Genomic DNA, 18,725 nt, shown 5'->3' on the forward strand with positions numbered 1-18,725 from the left:
AGAGATATAACGGAGAAACCCATGTTATCTGCAAACCGCATTGAAGAAGTTATTAAAAACTGTCAGGCGCTGATCCAGCAAAAAAGTTATTCCGGTCAGGAAGGGGAAGTGGTTAATGCCATAAAAACAATGATGCAGCATTACCAATTCGATGACATCCACGTTGATAAGTACGGCAACATTGTTGGCGGTATTGTCGGCAACCAGCCGGGGAAAACGCTGGTTCTCGATGGACATATCGATACCGTGCCGGTGAATGAAGAGAAGTGGTCCCGCAATCCATACGGCGGCGATATTGAAGATGGCAAAATTTATGGTCGCGGCACAACGGACATGAAAGGCGCTGTGGCGGCGATGATCTCCGCCGTGGGCTTCTTCGGCCAGGACAATCAGCGAAATTTTGCCGGGAAAATCTACGTTGCGTGCATCGTGCATGAAGAGTGTTTTGAAGGCATTGCTGCCCGCCTGGTCAGCGAGCGCTATAAGCCCGACTACGTGATCATCGGTGAAGCTTCCGAGTTAAACCTGAAAATTGGTCAGCGTGGCCGCGCTGAGATTGTGGTTGAAACCTTTGGTAAGCCCGCGCACTCCGCTAACCCACAGGCGGGGATTAACGCGGTGTACAAAATGGCGCAATTGATCGACAAAATTCGCACGATCACACCACCAACGCATCCGGTTCTTGGGCCTGGCATTCTGGAACTGACCGACATTAAATCTTCGCCGTACCCGGGAGCCTCGGTGGTACCGGATTACTGTCGCGCAACCTACGATCGCCGTTTGCTGGTGGGGGAAACCAAAGAAAGCGTGATTGCGCCGCTGGAAAATGCGCTTGCGGAACTTATTGCTCAGGATCCGCAGTTTAAGGCCCGAGTGTCCTACGCGGTGGGTCAGGAGTCTTGCTATACCGGCGCCACGATTGAGGGAGAGCGTTTCTTCCCTGGCTGGGTTTATGACGAGTCCGACGAATTTGTGCAGGCAGCGTTAGCGGGGGTTCGCGAGGCTGGCTTTAATCCAACCATTACTCAGTACTCATTTTGTACCAACGGCAGCCACTATGCGGGCGAAGCGGGAATCAAAACCATCGGCTTCGGTCCTTCACGAGAAAATCTGGCACACACCATTGATGAGTATATCGAGATCGATCAGTTAACCGGCTCGGCCAGCGGCTATTACAGCATCATTCAGACACTCTATCGCCAATAAAAATAAAGATAACCACCTCTTACCTTACAGGCGGTGTGGCTCAGCAGCACCGCCATGGAGAATAACGATGAAAACCATTTTCAAAAACGGAAATGTAATCGATGGGACGGGCAGTGAAGGCAGAATTGCCGATGTGATGGTTGATGAAGGACGTATTGTCGAAATCGGTCAAATTGAGGTTGGCACCAATGAGCAGGTAATTGATGCAACGGGAAAAATTATTTGCCCTGGCTTTATTGATACCCATACGCACTCTGACCTGTCGGCCATTATTAACCCCGCGTTATCGGCAAAAATTCGTCAGGGTATTACCACCGAGCTATTGGGTCAGGATGGCGTCGCCTTAGCGCCGCTACCTGAAGAATATATTCCAGCCTGGCGTAAAAATATCGCCGGACTGGACGGTGACACCGACAAAATTGACTGGAAATACAAAAATACAGACGGTTATCTCAATCTGCTGGCATCGCGTCATCCGGCGACAAACCTCGCGTATTTAGTTCCTCATGGCAACGTGCGCATGGAAGCGATGGGCCTGGATGGGCGTCCTTCAACCCGTGAAGACGTGGCGAAGATGTGTGAAGTCCTTGAGCGGGAGCTAAAAGCCGGGGCATTTGGACTTTCCACTGGACTTATCTATATGCCTTGCGCCTTTGGTGATACGGCCGAAATGATTGAACTGTGTAAGGTCACGGCGAAATATGACGGGATCTTTGTGGTGCATCAGCGCAGTGAAGCTGACGATATTATCAACTCAACCCAGGAACTGATTGATATCGCCAAAGCCACCGGCGTCTGGCTGCATATTTCGCATATGAAGGTTTGCGGCAAGAAAAACTGGGGGCTGATCGACCAGATGCTGGGCATGCTGGAACAGGCGCAGGAAGAGGGAATTCGTATCTCTTTCGACCAGTATCCGTATGTGGCGGGCAGCACGATGCTCGGCGTGATCCTGCCGCCATGGGTTCACTCCGGTGGTACGGACAAATTACTTGAGCGTCTCGCCTCGCCCGAACTGCGCGCCAAAATGATTGATGATATTCAGCAGGGGATTCCTGGCTGGGATAACTTTATCGATTTTGCCGGTTTGGACCAAATTTTTGTCACCAGCGTGAAAACGGCAAAAAATCAGGATGCTGTTGGTTTGAACCTCGTCCAGTTGGGCGAGCTGCGCGGGAAAGATCCGTACAACGCCACCTTCGATCTGCTCTTTGAAGAGGAAAACGCCGTGGGGATGGTCGACTTCTACGGTACCGAAGAGCACGTGATTAAGTTTCTCTGTCGACCTGAACAAAACGTCTGTACCGACGGCTTAATGGGGGCTGGCAAACCGCACCCGCGCGTGTTTGGCGCATTCCCTCGCGTACTCGGTAAATATGTTCGTGAAGAGAGATGTCTGAGCTGGGAAGCGGCAATCCGCAAGATGACGGGGAAACCTGCTGAAGTATTGGGCCTGCATGATCGTGGACTGCTGAAAGTCGGTTATGCAGCGGATATTGTGATGTTCGATCCGAACACAATTGCGGATAAAGGCACTTTTGTGGAACCCAATCAGTACCCGGAAGGGATCGAAATTGTCATGGTTAATGGGCGCATTGCCTTAATCAATGGCACGGAAAGTTATGCCTGTAGCGGTACGGTTATTAGAAAACAATATTAATAAATAACGCTAAACACGCATGGATCTATCGCGACTATTTATGGCCGCGGTAGATCACTACACCCTAAGGACATCACAATGAACCTACAAACGTCTTTACCTTCAGGTAAACCAAAGACCTGGAAAGCAAGATATACCGTCCTGACACTGATCTGGCTGGCGTGGCTGCTCTCTTTTCTCGACAGAATGGTGATGAGCGTTTCGCTCCCATATATTGGCAAAGATTTAAATCTTGATACGACCCAACAAGGTTTAATTATTAGCGCCTTTTTTATTGGTTATGCCGCGTTTCAAATTCCCGGTGGATTACTGGCGGATAAGTTTGGCTCGCGCAAAATCATGGCCATTGGTATTGCATGGTGGTCTGTGTTCACCAGCTTAACCGGCGCTGTGTTGACCCTACCGCTGATGTTAGCAGTACGGTTCTTCTTTGGTATCGGTGAGGGGTGTTTTCCGTCGGCCTCATGGAAGATGATATCAACCTATTTCCCGTCGAAAGAGCGTGGTCGCGCCACGGCGATTCAGTCAACGGTTAACACCTTAGGCCCAGCGCTGGCGGTAGTCGTGGCGGCAAGCATCATCGGGGCATTTGGCTGGCACATGGTGTTTATCGTGCTGGGTATTCCCGGTCTGTTTATCGCGGCAGGAATCTACTTATTTACGCGTGACAATCCGAAAGATCACCCTGCTATTACGCAGCAAGACCTGGCGGAGCTGGCTGCTGACGATCAGGGGAGTCTGCAAAACACCAGTGCTATCGCGTTTAAAGACGTACTCAAAATGCCGGTGCTCTGGCAAATGGCCAGCATCTGGTTTTTGTTTGATATCACCTTCTGGGGGTTTTCAACCTGGCTGCCAAGCTACCTGATTACCGTACGAGAGTTTTCTCTGGCAAAGACCGGTGTCATGGCGGCCATACCCTTCCTGTTCGGCGCAGGCGGAACATTATTAGGCGGTTATTGCTCAGACAAATTCAAACCCCAGCGTAAAACGCTGTATGTCGTAACCTCTGTTATTGCCGCGGGTTTCCTGTATCTGACTTTCAGCGTGAGCAGTGCAGATATGGCGGTGGTTTATCAGTGTATCTCAGCCCTGTTCATGTTCTTCGCTATGGCAACATTCTGGGGCATTCTGATGGATACCATTCCCAGCAACATCATGGGGCGGGCATCCGGTATTGTTAACTTTGGCGGTCAAATGGCAGGGGTGGTATCAGCGCCCATCATCGGCTGGCTTATCCAAAGCAGCGGTGGAAGCTATAACAGCGCCTTTATCTTTATGATTGCTGCACTGTTGTGCTCAGCTGTCGTTACGCTGACAGTGAAAAATTCGCACGCAGTGGGGGCGTTGCCTAGCCAGGCCTGATAAATGTCTCTCTCTCTTGTGGCTCTGCTGTTCCAGAGCCACATTAAGGATGACGGGAATAAGTGATTAAGAGCCTATCCCAATAGGCTCTTAGCGGAAACTCAGGAATCGGTTGGAAAGAAATGCAGAGGATCTTTTAATCGTTTTCTCTAAGGAAAACAGTACAGGATTTTGTAAGCTGCAAAAATGAGATGTTTTGTTATCTCTTTTACCCATGACCGGAAAGGGGTAAAAAACCTTATTTTTAGGGAAGCATTCTGTATAAATGCTCATGTGGTTTAATACTTCGCTGTTCAATGGTTTGGCCTTGTTACATATCTCGTTGGCGAATGCGCTGCATTTGCTGCAATTACAACGGCATGCAGAATAGTCAGTCGAGATGAGGGACTCATTATTGCCAATGTTAAATCCTAGCTTTCCTCGCCGAATATAAGCATCCATTATTCCTTTGGCTTCATATTTTAGCAGTAATCCCTCCCGTTCACTCTGCGTTAAAGAGGGCGATAATATATAACTCAGCAACAAGATGGTTCTTTCATTTATGGATGGGTATAGATTTAAATCGCTGATCTGTTTTGTCTTGATGATGAAATAGGATGCGATGACAAAGCCAAGGCATCGAGCGGTACTCATCTGCAGATCCCAGTTGTCTTTTTGTACGGTATATTCGTAAGTTACAGACATGAGTGAATGTTCGTACGCTAAAAAGTCGGCAATAAACTCCATGGTCCTGATATACGGAAGTTGGTTGCCATTCATCTTGATGTATTGATGTTGGCAACACATCAAATGAACCAATTCATGAAAGAAGACAAAGTTCATAAAAGAGCGAGCGGTGTTAAGGGATACCTCTACTGAATGTATGTCAACGCGATTGGCTATAATACATAGCGCTGTATCGGCTAAGGCTGTGTGTTTAAATATGGAGGCAAGATCGAGACTGATGTTTAAGTTGTATGCTCCCGCAACAATTATTACCCATGAATAGAATCTGTGATTAATTGCAATATATGCAATATCTTCACGGATAGCTATCTGGATTAATGGTTCATTTTCGTTCACAAAACCCCATACGGTTTTGCTCACCGGGATGAGTGAGCCTTTACCCAGCCAGGCTTCAATCATCAAATCCAGCTCAGTAAATGAGTACCATGTAATATCGGTATCAATATCTTCAGGTGAACACCAGGATTGATAAGGCCATGCGTCAGGCATTGTGTCAGGGAATACAACATTGTTTAATGATTCTCGTATTTGATTCATTTCGCTATACGCCATCAATCAATTGCTTTGCTTACTACCAGAAGGGAAGCGTAAGTTGCTGTTCTGGTAACCTATTTTCTCCTTAGAATGTAAAAGTGATGCTTTTAACGTTGGCCGGTTTTTCTTCCCGCCAGGTTGTGCCAGTGTACGATCCCTCTGTGTTTACAGTTTCTCCAAAATTCAGGTTAGTAAAGTTGTTATCACCCGAAAGTATGAAAAACACATTTTTTTAATTAACACAGTCATTCACAAGGTAATTCATAAATACGCTACATCGGCTATATATGTACAAGGACAAGTGTAGAATAATTTTATGCAGAAAAAAAATCCATCAAAAGCAAATGCGTGCAACTTATTGAAAAAACAATATTTATTTGTTTTGCGAGTCTTATAACATATAAGAATATACGGCTGCGTAGCCATTATTGCAGGTGTGTTTGCGCCTACTGCGCCGATCATATTAAATATCTCATTAAGAATAAACCATGATAAATGAAAGCGTTGTCCTACATGTGTAGGAATATTCCCTGGATATTGTGTTAATGATTTGATATTTACAAGGGTTCAAAGTTTAATTTTTGTAAATCAAAATGTTATTTTTATGATTTATTCATTCGAATTATGAAAAAATAATAAAATATACGCATGGCTATGCTAGAATTTTCATCTTAAAGTCTTGCGTTTATAAAACATAATATTGAAGACTCACCTGCTCTATAGCCATCGCCTCTCTTTATTTATCGGGATTCTTATACGCAATGAACGCGATAATCGTTGACGATCACCCATTGGCACGCATTGCCATCCGCAACTTACTCGATACTAATGGTATCGCAGTGACCACCGAACTCGATAGCGGGGATCAAGTGGTTCAAACCGTTGAAAAAACTAAGCCCGAGCTGTTGATTATCGATGTAGATATTCCCGGTATCAGTGGCATCGAAGTGCTGGAGCAGCTGAGAAAGCGGCACTATGCTGGTGTAATCATTATCATTTCAGCCAAAAATGAATTTTTTTACGGCAAACGTAGCGCCGAATACGGTGCCAACGGATTTGTGAGTAAAAAAGAAGGCATGAATAATATTCTTGCCGCAATCGAAGCAGCAAAAAATGGCTATAGCTATTTTCCCTTTTCCCTTGAGCATTTTACTGGTACATCCGTCAGCGAGCAGGATAAGCTTGATACGTTGTCGAATCAGGAAATGAGAGTATTGCGTTATATCCTTAATGGCATGGATTACAGCACAATTGCCAGCAAAATGAATATCAGTAATAAAACGGTGAGTACTTATAAAAGCCGGTTGATGGAAAAATTAGATTGTTCATCATTAATGGAAATTTATGATTATGCGCAGAGAAATAAAATAGGATAGAGTAATGCTGGAACGCTTTTTTATTTTTTTGATGGTCATCTTTACCATCGGGTTGTCTACGGGTGTAAGCTCAGCTCGGCAAGTTGAGCTAAAAAGTAACTATAATACCTCAGTACAAAATATCAGCTTGAACAGGGAAGAAACAAACTGGTTAGCGCATAAAAAAACCTTGGTTGTTGGTACCTGGTTACCTGAAGTCTCCCCCATTGTTTATCAAAATAGCGGCGAATATTATCGGGGAGTCAACGCAGAATACCTTGCGTTAATGCAAAAGAATCTCAATCTAAAAATCATTATAAAGCAGTATGATAATGAGCAAGAGGCGCTGGCCGCGCTCGCCAATAACGATGTTGATACGCTGATAACCCAACTGTCCCGACGCCAGGATGTTGGCAGAAATTTGCTGCGCACTTCGGCATTGCTGACGACGTGGCCGACGCTTGTAACATCGCTAAAAAACACCATGCTGCCGCTGACCACCAACCATCAGGTTAGCGTCGCGTGTGTGCGGGATTGCCCTTTTCTCGATGTTATCCAGGGGGCTTTTCCTGAGGCTAAAGTCTCATTTTATGACGACGAGTATCAGGCCATGGCGTCGGTAGCGGATGGTGATAACCAATATTATATTGGTAACAATATCACCAGCAGCCATTGTATATCTCGATATTTCTCACAATCACTGGTTATTACGCACTACTTTGATAAGCAGGAACAATATAATTATTTTGTCGTTAACGAAGAACAGCCTGTATTAAGAAATATTCTTGATGGTTTCATTACGTCAATCAGTAATGAAATTCATATGCAGGTCATGCAGAACTGGCTGAACCGCGGCAATCTTGCCTATCTGAATGCACCTATACCTTTCACCGCACAGGAAAAAGCGTGGTTGAAGAAAAAGCATGTCATCCGCATTTTGATCAACCCAGATTACCCGCCCTATACGCTGGTCGATCGCAGCGGTGAATTACGCGGTATTCTTGGCGATTTGCTGAATATTATTCATCTGCAAACAGGGCTTGATTTTGAACCCGTTTTAGCTAGCTCCAAAAGTGAGCAGACAAAACAATTAAGCGGCGAACGATGGGATATGTATCCCACGATCACCCTGACTAGTCAAAATCAGCACAATTCGGCCTTTAGCGATCCGCTGATGAATGTGGAATTTGTGATGATCACTTCGCGCCAGGAAACCGTCGATTCACTACTGGAGAAGCCGATACGTATTGCTCTGCCTGCCGGGCATGTGCTGGAAAGCGAGCTGAAACAACGTTATCCGCAAGCCACCTGGGTGAATGCTGATACCGGCAGCGTTGCGATGGCCATGGTCAAGGAGGGCAGCGTTGATGCGGCAATCGCTACCGAATTGTCGGCAAGATTTATGGTCGATCATTACTACCAGAAAAATATGCACTTTTTTAGACTCCCGGATATGCCTGGTGCCTCGGTAAGTTTTGCAATCTCTCCCCGCGAGCCGATGTTGAAGTCTGTTATGGATAAAGCGCTGCAGGCCATACCGCCACGTGAAATTTTGCAGATGACGGAGAGGTGGTCGAAAATTTCCAATACGCAGGTCGATTTCTGGAGTCGATATAGCAAACAGTTCTATCAACTGGGAGTATTCGCCCTGCTGCTGATAGCGATTAGCCTAATCTGGGGGATCTCACTCTCCCGTGAGGTAAATAAAAGGAAACAATCGCAGCGGCTACTGGAAGAGCAGCTTCATCTCAAGGAAGCATTATCTCAAGAACTGGAAAACGAAAAGAATAAAGCGATTGAAGCAACCAAGGCCAAAAGTCGCTTTCTGGCGAGTATGAGCCATGAATTACGTACCCCGGTAAGTTCGATTGTTGGCTTTGTGGAATTACTGTCGAGTTCAGAACTCAGCCCGGCACAGCGAAAAGAGGCAATTGCCCTTACCGGGGCGACGGCCCAGTCATTGCTTGGGCTGATCGGTAAGATTCTGGATGTGGATAAGATAGAGTCTGGTAAATACCAGGTTGTTCCTCAATGGACGGATCTCTCGCAGCTCATTGAATTGCAGTGCCACTCTTTCGATGCTTTAGCCAGACAGAAAGGTATTACGCTGGCTTGCGTCAGCCAGTTGCCGGCAAACGAACGGGTATTTGTCGATCAGCAGGCTTTGCGGCAAATTCTCACTAACCTGGTGGGTAATGCGTTGAAGTTTACCGAGCAGGGAAGTATTCATGTGACGGCCCGCTTGACGCCTGACGGGGAGAATCACGGTACCCTGACCATCGCCATTAGCGACACCGGTTGCGGTATTAGTGAAGAGGAGCAGGCGGGGCTGTTTCATCGTTACGCGCAGGGGCGCTGCGGGCGTCAACAAACCGGTTCTGGTCTGGGGTTATTTATCTGTAAAGAACTGGTGACGCTGATGGGTGGGACGCTGGAGTTGATGAGCGTCCCGTTGCAAGGAACCACGTTTACCATAACACTGCCGGTTGAAACGGCTCGACAGTCGATTGTATCGGATGGCGATGCGCCGGGTACTCTGTTACCGCTGCCGTGTCTGTCTATTTTGATAGCAGACGATAATCCAACCAATCGCCTGCTGCTCAAGCGACAGTTGAATGCCATTGGCTACAGCGTGGATGAAGCGTGTGATGGAGAGGAAGCAGAAGCCAAACTGGCGAAGAAATCGTACGATCTGCTGATAACCGATGTAAATATGCCGAAAAAAGACGGGTTTGATCTCGCGGCTTCGCTACGTCGTCAACAGCCGAATTTACAAATATGGGGACTGACGGCCAGCGCACTTCCACAGTCACGCGATCGATGCCTGCAAAATGGTATGAATTTGTGCCTGTTCAAACCTGTGTCGATTCAGACACTGACCCATGAATTGAGTAAAATCGAAACCGGTTATTTGTCTCCTTGTACAATCCGGCATTTGAAATTCAATGTGTTGACGGAAAATACCGGCGGCGATCGCGCACTAATGAACGAGATCCTTGAGACATTTCGCGAGGCAACGCTGAATGATATACAAGCGGCTGAGAAAGCCGTTCTGCAAGATGAACCTCAGCTGTTTTTGCGAGCCCTTCACCGGTTGCATGGCTCGGCGCAAATTCTGGGTATCACTGCGCTACAAAACCTGTGCGAACCTTTCGAATCCAGACGACATGACGATCTTCCTCTGGCAGTCCGCGAGGAGGCATTGCAGAAGATTATTGCTGTTATGCGGGAAATTGAGATTGAGATAGACAGTCTGATTAGCCATTAATCCCCCTGATCGGGTAGCCGTAGCTGCCCGATCAGGAGAGAAAGTCCTGGTTTCAACACTCCGTAGTGCTGAGTACTACTGGCCTGCGCCGATCATCTCGCTATCGATCACAATGCCTTCTTCTGCACCTTTTAACACAAGGTTTGCTTCATAGTATTTACCGGTAGACAGCAGTTTTTGCGCGCTGGCAACGGCTTTACGAGTCTGATTCAGAGGCATCAGGTATTGGGTCTGAAGCACGCTGATACCAGCCAGTTGCAGGGTATCCACTGCACCTTTCCAGTCGCCATTGGCCATTTTGCCATTCGCTGTTTTGATAGCGGATTCTTTGGCCGGAGTCGCAATATAGTCTTCTGACAGCGCGATCGTAGCGTTAATAACTACATACTGATCGTCAATCATCTTGGCTTTAGGCGCAGCTTTTACAAATTTTGCCCAATCTTTACTGTCACCTGCCAGCAGGGAAGACGCGTCATCGGTTAATTTTTTAGCGCTGTCAGGCTGTCCATGAAACAGGGCCAGACGAGCAAGCTGAATATCACGCATCGCATTTGCGCCTTGCACTGCGACCTGCATAACATCGGCAGCTTCTTTTTGTACATTTGCGGTAGCAGCTTGCGCCGGGGTGGTTGTGGTAGCAGTAGCAGCCATCACTGGTGCTGAACCCATCATGGTTGCAAGCACACCCGCAAGAATAATCTTTTTCATTACTTTCTCCTGAATAAATTTGGCATATGTCACCAAACGCAATAAGCATATTAAATAATGTTAAAGAGCGAAATCAGAGCCGGGACAGAATAATGACCGTTTAATCCTACACGTGTCAGATGTCTGACATGTGTAGGAATATACGCATAGCGACATTCTCTTGCTCTTATATACGCTTCCTTAGCGGAAGTCTTATCATTCCACTGTAAGTAACATATGTTGAGTGAGTAATAATTCTTGTGTCAACAGGTTACATTGCGTTTATGTATAACGGAGGATGTATGTTTGTTTTTAATCAGCGTAGCCTGAGAGCGTTTAATGAAAAAACACTCGTTCATTATAAAAAGCACGCGACGATTATGGCGGTATTGATGTTGATTTGTGGCATCTGCTGCTTGATTTATCCGATTGCTGCAGGTGTTTATTTAAGCTATGCAACCGGCTTTATGTTCCTGGTATGTGGTTTCTATTCTATTTATAGCCTGTTTAGCTCAGGTAAAAAGCAATTGAAAGCCAAATTTACCTATGCCTTTTTTGCTATCGCGTGGTTACTGCTGGGTTACTGTTTCCTCGTGAATCCTGTGATAGGCATGAATTCATTGGCAATGGTATTTTGCTGCCTGTTTATTCTGGGGGGGATTTTTCGTATCGCATCTGGGGTCAAACTGTTCCGTAGTCCGGGTTATGGATGGAACATTTTTATTGGTATTTTTGACCTGCTTATTGCCGGTGTGTGGCTGAATATGGATCCCGACAGATCGTATGTATTCACCTCAATCTTTATTGGTGTCGAGATGATCTTTAGTTCTTTAGCTTTTATCAGTCTACGTAGAAATGCGACGCTGGTAAAAAATGATAAGCTCGCCGATAAAAATTAATACTACCTCTGGAGCGCATAGTGAATATTAAGATGATGGTTTCTGCAGCTATTCTTGTTACCTCTGTTATGGTGCCAATGACCCGTGCTTTTGCTACTCAGGCAACGGAAGCTGCGCCGCAAGATATGACCTGTAAAGAATTCGTTGATATGAGTCAGCAATACAAGACGGCAATTGCCTTTGTGATTGTTAATAAAAATTCGGACTTTAAAGGCGATGATTATGTTCCCCTGCATGAGGTGGAAACGGAAGCTGTACCGAAAATGGTTAAAATGTGTCATCAGCATCCGAATACAAAACTGGGTGAACTGGCTGTAAATCTGAAAGGTTCCGGTCTGCACTATTGATTAATCGTTTTGATAGCCTGGCATTCGTTAGAACTGACAACCTCTGTACCTACCCCAGTCGTTCCCTACAAAAAATCCGCATAATGTTGACCCTGCTATCCACGAGAAATTCTCTGGATAGCCGTGCCCGCTAATAACCGTAGACCTGGCAAACGCAGACCCATCCCTGGGATTTAATAATCTAAACCCAGGGATAGGGCAGGGGATCAACGTCGAGCTTTAAATCGCGCTAACATATTTTCAACGAGTACAAAGAACACTGGAACAAAATAGATTGCCAGTACCGTCGCGGCCAGCATCCCACCGATAACCCCCGTACCGACGGCATTTTGCGCACCAGAGCCTGCGCCGTTGCTTATTGCCAGCGGAATAACCCCCAGGATGAAGGCCAGTGAGGTCATCAGAATAGGACGTAAGCGCATTTGCGCGGCTTCCACCGCGGCTTCAAGCGGTGTTTTCCCCTCTTTTTGCATAATCTCGACGGCAAACTCGACGATCAAAATAGCGTTTTTAGCCGACAGCCCCATCGTGGTGAGCAGGCCGACCTGGAAATAAACATCATTGCTCAGGCCGCGCAGATCGGTGGCCAGCAGAGCGCCGACCACCCCGATTGGCACAACCAGCATCACCGAGAACGGTATTGACCAGCTTTCATACAGTGCAGCCAGTGCCAGAAACACGACGATCAGCGAAATGCCGTACAGCATTGGCGCCTGATTTGTGGACAATGCTTCCTGATAAGACAGACCGGTCCAGGCATAACCGACGCCCGCGGGCAGTTTGTTAATCAGCGATGCCATAAATTTCATCGCATCACCGCTGCTTTTCCCTTCGACCGGCTGGCCCAGAATTTCCATTGCAGGCTGACCGTTGTAGCGTTCAAGGCGAGGAGAACCGTAAGTCCACTCGGTGGATGAGTAGGCGGAAAGCGGCGTCATTGCGCCGGAGGCATTACGTACGTACCAGTGATTGATATTGTCCGGCAACATACGGAACGGCGTATCGGCCTGGACATACACTTTTTTTACGCGCCCCTGGTTCAGGAAATCATTAACATAGCGACTACCGAACGCGGTGGAGATGGTCTGATTGATATCCGATAATGCGACGCCCATGGCTTCAGCCTTCCTGGCGTTGACGTGAATGCGGAACATTGGTGTATCTTCCAGACCGTTCGGACGCACCCCGTCAACCTCACCGGATGACTGGTTGGCTAGTGCCAGAAGCTCGTTTCTGGCCTGCATCATTTTTTCATGCCCAAGATTGCCGTTATCCAGCAGCTCCATATCAAACCCTGATGCGGTACCCAATTCCGCGACCGCGGGTAAATTGAACGGATAAACGACGGCATTATTGATGGTGCTTAAGGCCATCATTGCCCGTCGAATAATGGCGGTAACCGAGTTTTCTTCGCCAACGCGTTCTGACCAGGGCTTCAGGCTGATAAACGCCAGACCGTTGTTTTGTCCCTGACCGCTGAAACCAAATCCGCCGACGGTGAAAACAGAAGCAACGTTTTTCTGTTCTTTCGTCAGGTAGTAGTCCGTTATTTCCCCGAGCACTTTACTGGTGTTCACCATTGTTGAACCCGAAGGCAATTGTGCCGTGGTCATGAATACCCCCTGATCTTCTTCAGGCAGAAAGGAGGTCGGAGTGCGTAAAAACAGCACGATCATGCCTGCGCCAATGACTAAATAGACGACCATATAACGGCCTGTGCGACGTAGCAGTGTACGGGTGCTGTCCGTGTAGTGCTGAGTGCATTTCTCCATGAAGTGATTGAAACGGGTAAACAGAAAATGTGTGTTTGCCTTTTCTCCCTCGTGAGATTTTAACAGCATGGCGCAAAGTGCAGGCGTCAGGCTCATTGCCACAAATACCGACAGCAGCATGGAGGAGATTAAGGTGATGGAAAACTGACGGAAAATTTCACCCGTTGCTCCGCTCATAAACGCCATCGGCATAAATACGGCGGATAACACGACGGCAATACCGACCAGCGCCCTCTGGAGCTGGCCCATTGCTTTATGCGTTGCCGCTTTTGGAGACAAGTGCTCTTCAGCAATAATACGTTCTACGTTCTCAACCACCACGATGGCATCATCGACTAACAGCCCTATCGCCAGCACCATGCCAAACATCGTGAGCGTATTAATCGAAAAACCGGCGACGTCGAGTATTGCAAAGGTGCCGAGGATAACCACCGGAACGGCGATAGTGGGGATAAGCGTCGCACGAAAACTTTGCAAAAACAGGTACATGACGAGGAATACCAGAATGATTGCCTCGATCAAAGTATGAAAAACACCCTGAATCGAAATCTCGATAAACGGCGTGGTGTCATAGGGGTAAACGGTTTTCATACTGGCCGGAAACCAGGCCGATAATCTGTTCAGCTCTTGTTTGACCGCCTGGGATGTTGCCAGGGCATTGGCGCCAGCTGCAAGTTTAATCGCAATCCCGGCGGCGGGTTTGCCGTTGTAACGTGCAACCGTTGCATAATTTTCTGCCCCCAGCTCAATGCGTGCGACATCGCGCAGCAGAACCTGAGAACCATCTTGCTGAACCTTAAGGAATATCTGGCCAAATTCATCGGTCGTTTGCAGACGCGTCTGGACGATTATCGACGCATTTAACTGCTGATCGGCTGACTGAGGCATGCCCCCCAGCTGCCCGCCGGATATCTGATTATTCTGCACTTTGAGCTGGGTAATGACGTCCTCGGGAGTGAGGTTATACTTGTCGAGCTTTTGCGGATCCAGCCAGATGCGCATGGCGTATTGCGAGCCGAATAACTGCACGCTCCCCACCCCGGCAGTGCGGCTTAGCGGATCTTTAATATTCGAGGCCACATAATCGGCAATATCATATTGGCTCAGACTGTTATTATCAGAGATAAAACCGGCGACCATTAAGATATTGCTGCTGGATTTATCAACGCTGATCCCTTGCTGTTGTACTTCCTGTGGCAAGGAAGGCATCGCCAGCTGCAGTTTATTCTGTACCTGAACCTGCGCAATATCGGGTGACGTACCCGTTTTGAAGGTCAGGATAATCGAGGCATTACCTGCCGCATCGCTGGTGGATGACATATACATCAGGCCATCAAGACCATTCATATTCTGTTCAATCACCTGGGTGACGGAGTCTTCGACGGTCTTCGCGTCTGCCCCTGGGTAGGCAGCGCTGATGGTAATGGTTGGGGGCGCAATTTGTGGATATTGGGCGACAGGCAGGTTCATTATCGCGATACCGCCCGTAAACATCATGATAATGGCGAGCACCCAGGCGAAAACCGGGCGCTCAATAAAAAAGTTGGCCATGAAGAAAGAGTCCTTAATGCCTGAAATATTACTGTTCAGCTACCGTGTCAGGTGCGTTCAGTTTTGAAGGGAGGACCCGGGCTTTGATTCCCGGACGAATTCTTTGTAATCCGGACACAATGACCCGATCGCCAGGACGTAATCCCGCGGTCACTAACCATTGATTACCAACGGCCTTCACTGCGTTTATTTCACGCAGTTGCACTACGTTTTCCTGGTCAAGGATCAGCGCGGTGGCTTTCCCTTGCTCGTTATGCGTAATTCCTTGCTGGGGAACCATCAAAACGTTCTGCTGGCTACCTTCGTCCAGCAACGCCGTGACATACATGCCGGGTAAAATTTCACCTTCAGGATTGGGAAATACAGCGCGCAGGGTTACTGAACCGGTGGTTTCATCAACAGCGGGATCGGAAAACTCAAGCGTACCGGTATGGCGATAGGGTTTGCCGTTTTCCAGCATCAGCTCAACCGGAATTTTGCCCTGTTGCTGGGCAATTTTGCCGTTGGCCTTCTCTTCTTTCAGGCGTAAGAAGTCCTGTACTGACTGCGTTAAATCAACATAGATCGGATCTAGTCTCTGAACGGTGACCAGCGCGTTTTCCTGATTGGCAGTAACCAGGGCACCCACGGTCACGGAAGATTTACCGCTGATGCCGTCAATAGGCGAGGTCACATTGGCGTATCGAAGATTGATGGTGGCTTGTTCAAGATCCGCTTTAGCGACGGCAACATTGGCTTGCGCTTCATTAAGCTGTGAACGCGTCGTGTCATAGTCCTGGCGGCTGACGTAATTGGATTTTATTAATGCTGACTGCCGATTGAGTGTCAGACGAACATTATTGGCGGTAGCCTGTGCCTTTGCCAACGCACCTTTGGCTGAGTCCAGTCGTGCCTGCAGCGGGGCTGGATCAATTTGATACAGTGACTCTCCTTTGCTGACTTTATCACCTTCAATAAAGTTGCGTTTTATGATGATCCCACCAACCTGAGGGCGTATTTCGGCGATCTCGTACGCAAGCGCGCGACCCGGAAGTTCACTTTTAATATTTACTGAGGAGGGCGCTAAGGTAACAACGCCGACCTCGGGCTCCATGGCGGTTTTTACTGCAGGTTTATTATCGCAGGCGGTGATGATGACGCTACTAAAGAATAATGGTATCAACAGTAAACATTTTCTGTTCATAGTAATCCCTGAATAATGTGTAAACACAAATTTTCTTTTATTGCATGCAGGGTGGGGGAGTTGTCGGTAAATAACAAAAGATGGTCAGGCATGAGAAGGGTAAAGCCCATTTCTTCGCTAAAGCATTAGCGGTTAAAAATTATATGTAACAGGAAGAATGCATGTTAAGCGAAGGATCTCATGAAGCAGGATGGCGCAATAAGATAAACGCGGGGTGATGAGAAGGGGTGTTTGCCAACACCTGACTCCGGAATATAGTCGCGCCATCTTACCTCTGGGATTATTTCACTAGCTCCGGAGTTACCTGAGTGACTGTATTAGCGTAGTAAGGTGCTCCCCACATCGGCTCAGGCCAGAACGCACCGTAGCCATAATCCCACATGTTATAGGTGGTGTTGACAGATTCAGTTAAATGCCAAACCTGGATACCTTGTAAATCAACTTTAACAAAGTTGTACGGGACTTTGTTGATGAATCCCGGCTCATCTCCCTGAATTGTCCCTAAAATAGTAACGAAGTGATTTCTGTAGTTTACCGGGTCGAGGAAACCTTTCTGCTGGGCAAGAATACGCCCCTGATAGCTCGCGTCTATTTGTGGTTTAGCATAGCTGTTCAGTGGCAGAACGGCGATTTCCAGTAACGTATCTTTTTTGGTGTTAATCACATTGATGACTTTACCGCCAAAGCGGGCCTGCTGGCCGGTATATAAACCGGGCTGGTTATGCACGGAGATAAAGTTTTTTTGGATATCGGGTTGATTATTACCTTTGATATTCTCAGGAATGGATGCACATGATGCCAGGGTGAAAGCAAGGGCAGTAATCATCAACCCTTTTGTATTTTTCATTTTACTTTCCTGCTTAAAAAAGACAGGTCTATAGTAAACCTTTACGCATTATTGTCAGTACGTGCATTGTTGATTATCTAATATTAATATAATTGTAGCTTATGGTAATAACGGATTGTATTTTAGCTGGCCGCTGAATGAGGGCGATATTTTCAACGACCATAAAAGTAACGGCTGACATCACGCTTTCACGTCACGCTGGCGGGAATGTAATAAAGCGGATCATCAATTTTCGCGGCGCTCATCACCCGACAGAATGACCGCGTTCATTACTCCCGTCACCCAGACGGTAGGCCAGCGCTACCACTAACGACTGCACCAGGCATAGCGTCGCAGACTGGGAGCGAAACGCGTCGACCTGCGCCTCTTTCACCACAAAGCAGAGATCGCTGAACGTGGCCAACGGGCTTATCTGGCTGTCGGTAATTACGATCTGGCGTGCGCCTGCATTGGCCGCAGTTTCGCTGACCATCACCGTTTCTTCCGCGTAAGGTGAGAAGCTGATCGACACCACGATATCGCGCGCTTTGATGCGATTGATCTGCTCGCGCAGCATTCCGCCCATTCCGTCGAGCAAAATAGGGCGACATTCAAGATGGCTCAGGGCGTAGGTGAGATAGGTGGCTACGCTAAACGAACGACGCAGACCAGCGATGTAGATAGTGTCGGCTTCTGCCAGTAATTGTACGGCGCGTTCCAGCATTTCAGGTTCGGCACGGGCTGCCAGCTGCTGGAGCGCCTGAGTATTCGAACGGGCGAACTCCTGCAGGATATCGAGCGGGGTTTCCGGTACGGCTTCGCTTTCCATCTCACGGAACATGCGCGCGCGGTCGCTGTAGCTGGCGGTTTCCTCCACCAGGTTCATACGAAACAGCTGTTTCATTTCGTTGAAGCCGGTGAAGTCGAAGGCATTAGCGAAGCGGATCAGCGTTGAAGGTGGCACTCCGGCACGTTCAGCAATGACGGCAACCGTATCAAAAGCCACGCTATTGGTATTATCCAGCACATAGCGGGACACCTGCTGCAGCCTCTTACTCAGGCTATCGTAGCGATCGCGGATTTGCTGCTGCAGCTCGTTCAGGCTGGTTGCTGTTGTCATTTTACCTCCTGGTACATAGTTTTATGATTCTAAACGCAAAACCGCGTCTTTGAAATGTCACTCATTCATCTGGCTGTAAAAACGAAACAAAAACTTCAGGCTTGTCGTTCGCTGAAACGTTCTGCCAGTGCACGCTAATCATGCGATTCCGCTTGTTAACATAAAAACCCATCCTTGATCACATTAATCATTATTTATTTTATTTCAACTTAAAATGGAATGTTTG

The 18,725-nt window shown here is 47.6% G+C and carries 13 protein-coding genes; 7 read left to right on the top strand and 6 right to left on the bottom strand.

Features of this window, described 5'->3' with window-relative positions:
* Positions 1-21: 21 nt before the first annotated feature.
* From OGY83_RS21475 to OGY83_RS21485, 3 genes are all read left to right on the top strand, one after another.
* Positions 22-1,206, top strand: coding sequence for a YgeY family selenium metabolism-linked hydrolase (locus OGY83_RS21475; RefSeq protein WP_071445418.1), 1,185 nt, complete (start codon positions 22-24; stop codon positions 1,204-1,206).
* Between the two features lie 67 nt (positions 1,207-1,273).
* The gene (locus OGY83_RS21480) at positions 1,274-2,866 is read left to right on the top strand and encodes an N-acyl-D-amino-acid deacylase family protein (RefSeq protein ID WP_286636869.1); all 1,593 of its coding nucleotides are present in this window, start codon (positions 1,274-1,276) and stop codon (positions 2,864-2,866) included.
* A 78-nt stretch (positions 2,867-2,944) separates the two neighbouring features.
* Positions 2,945-4,231: an MFS transporter gene (locus OGY83_RS21485; RefSeq protein WP_286636870.1), complete on the top strand. Its 1,287-nt coding sequence runs from the start codon at positions 2,945-2,947 to the stop codon at positions 4,229-4,231.
* Between the two features lie 90 nt (positions 4,232-4,321).
* Here the strand turns inward: OGY83_RS21485 and OGY83_RS21490 are convergent, their stop codons facing one another.
* Positions 4,322-5,509 (bottom strand): phage exclusion protein Lit family protein, encoded by a 1,188-nt coding sequence (locus OGY83_RS21490; protein ID WP_286636871.1) that lies wholly within the window; start codon positions 5,507-5,509, stop codon positions 4,322-4,324.
* Positions 5,510-6,252: 743 nt separating this feature from the next.
* Between OGY83_RS21490 and evgA the strand changes: the two genes are divergently transcribed.
* Both evgA and OGY83_RS21500 read left to right on the top strand, forming a co-directional pair.
* Positions 6,253-6,867: an acid-sensing system DNA-binding response regulator EvgA gene (evgA, locus tag OGY83_RS21495; RefSeq protein WP_079939254.1), complete on the top strand. Its 615-nt coding sequence runs from the start codon at positions 6,253-6,255 to the stop codon at positions 6,865-6,867.
* A 4-nt stretch (positions 6,868-6,871) separates the two neighbouring features.
* Positions 6,872-10,114 (top strand): ATP-binding protein, encoded by a 3,243-nt coding sequence (locus OGY83_RS21500; protein ID WP_286636872.1) that lies wholly within the window; start codon positions 6,872-6,874, stop codon positions 10,112-10,114.
* A 75-nt stretch (positions 10,115-10,189) separates the two neighbouring features.
* On the opposite strand, the gene OGY83_RS21505 is transcribed toward OGY83_RS21500, so the two are convergent.
* A complete protein-coding gene (locus OGY83_RS21505; protein WP_286636873.1) occupies positions 10,190-10,822 on the bottom strand; it encodes a YfdX family protein in 633 nt (210 codons plus the stop codon).
* A gap of 281 nt (positions 10,823-11,103) precedes the next feature.
* Between OGY83_RS21505 and OGY83_RS21510 the strand changes: the two genes are divergently transcribed.
* Together OGY83_RS21510 and OGY83_RS21515 are read left to right on the top strand one after the other, a co-directional pair.
* A complete protein-coding gene (locus OGY83_RS21510; protein ID WP_123268131.1) occupies positions 11,104-11,700 on the top strand; it encodes a DUF308 domain-containing protein in 597 nt (198 codons plus the stop codon).
* Positions 11,700-12,047, top strand: a complete 348-nt coding sequence (locus OGY83_RS21515) for an HdeA/HdeB family chaperone (protein ID WP_123268132.1) — start codon at positions 11,700-11,702, stop codon at positions 12,045-12,047. Before OGY83_RS21510 ends, OGY83_RS21515 begins: the two co-directional genes overlap by 1 nt.
* Before the next feature lie 206 nt (positions 12,048-12,253).
* Here OGY83_RS21515 and OGY83_RS21520 read toward each other — a convergent pair whose 3' ends face one another.
* From OGY83_RS21520 to OGY83_RS21535, 4 genes are all read right to left on the bottom strand, one after another.
* The gene (locus OGY83_RS21520; protein ID WP_191214079.1) at positions 12,254-15,370 is read right to left on the bottom strand and encodes an efflux RND transporter permease subunit; all 3,117 of its coding nucleotides are present in this window, start codon (positions 15,368-15,370) and stop codon (positions 12,254-12,256) included.
* A gap of 28 nt (positions 15,371-15,398) precedes the next feature.
* Positions 15,399-16,553, bottom strand: coding sequence for an efflux RND transporter periplasmic adaptor subunit (locus OGY83_RS21525; RefSeq protein WP_286636874.1), 1,155 nt, complete (start codon positions 16,551-16,553; stop codon positions 15,399-15,401).
* Between the two features lie 280 nt (positions 16,554-16,833).
* Positions 16,834-17,400, bottom strand: coding sequence for a Slp family lipoprotein (locus OGY83_RS21530; protein WP_194211254.1), 567 nt, complete (start codon positions 17,398-17,400; stop codon positions 16,834-16,836).
* A gap of 244 nt (positions 17,401-17,644) precedes the next feature.
* Positions 17,645-18,499: a MurR/RpiR family transcriptional regulator gene (locus tag OGY83_RS21535; RefSeq protein WP_070804362.1), complete on the bottom strand. Its 855-nt coding sequence runs from the start codon at positions 18,497-18,499 to the stop codon at positions 17,645-17,647.
* Positions 18,500-18,725: the final 226 nt, after the last annotated feature.

Origin of the sequence: Citrobacter sp. Cpo090 (genome assembly GCF_030332665.1) — a bacterium.
Taxonomy (GTDB): Bacteria; Pseudomonadota; Gammaproteobacteria; order Enterobacterales; family Enterobacteriaceae; genus Citrobacter; species Citrobacter portucalensis.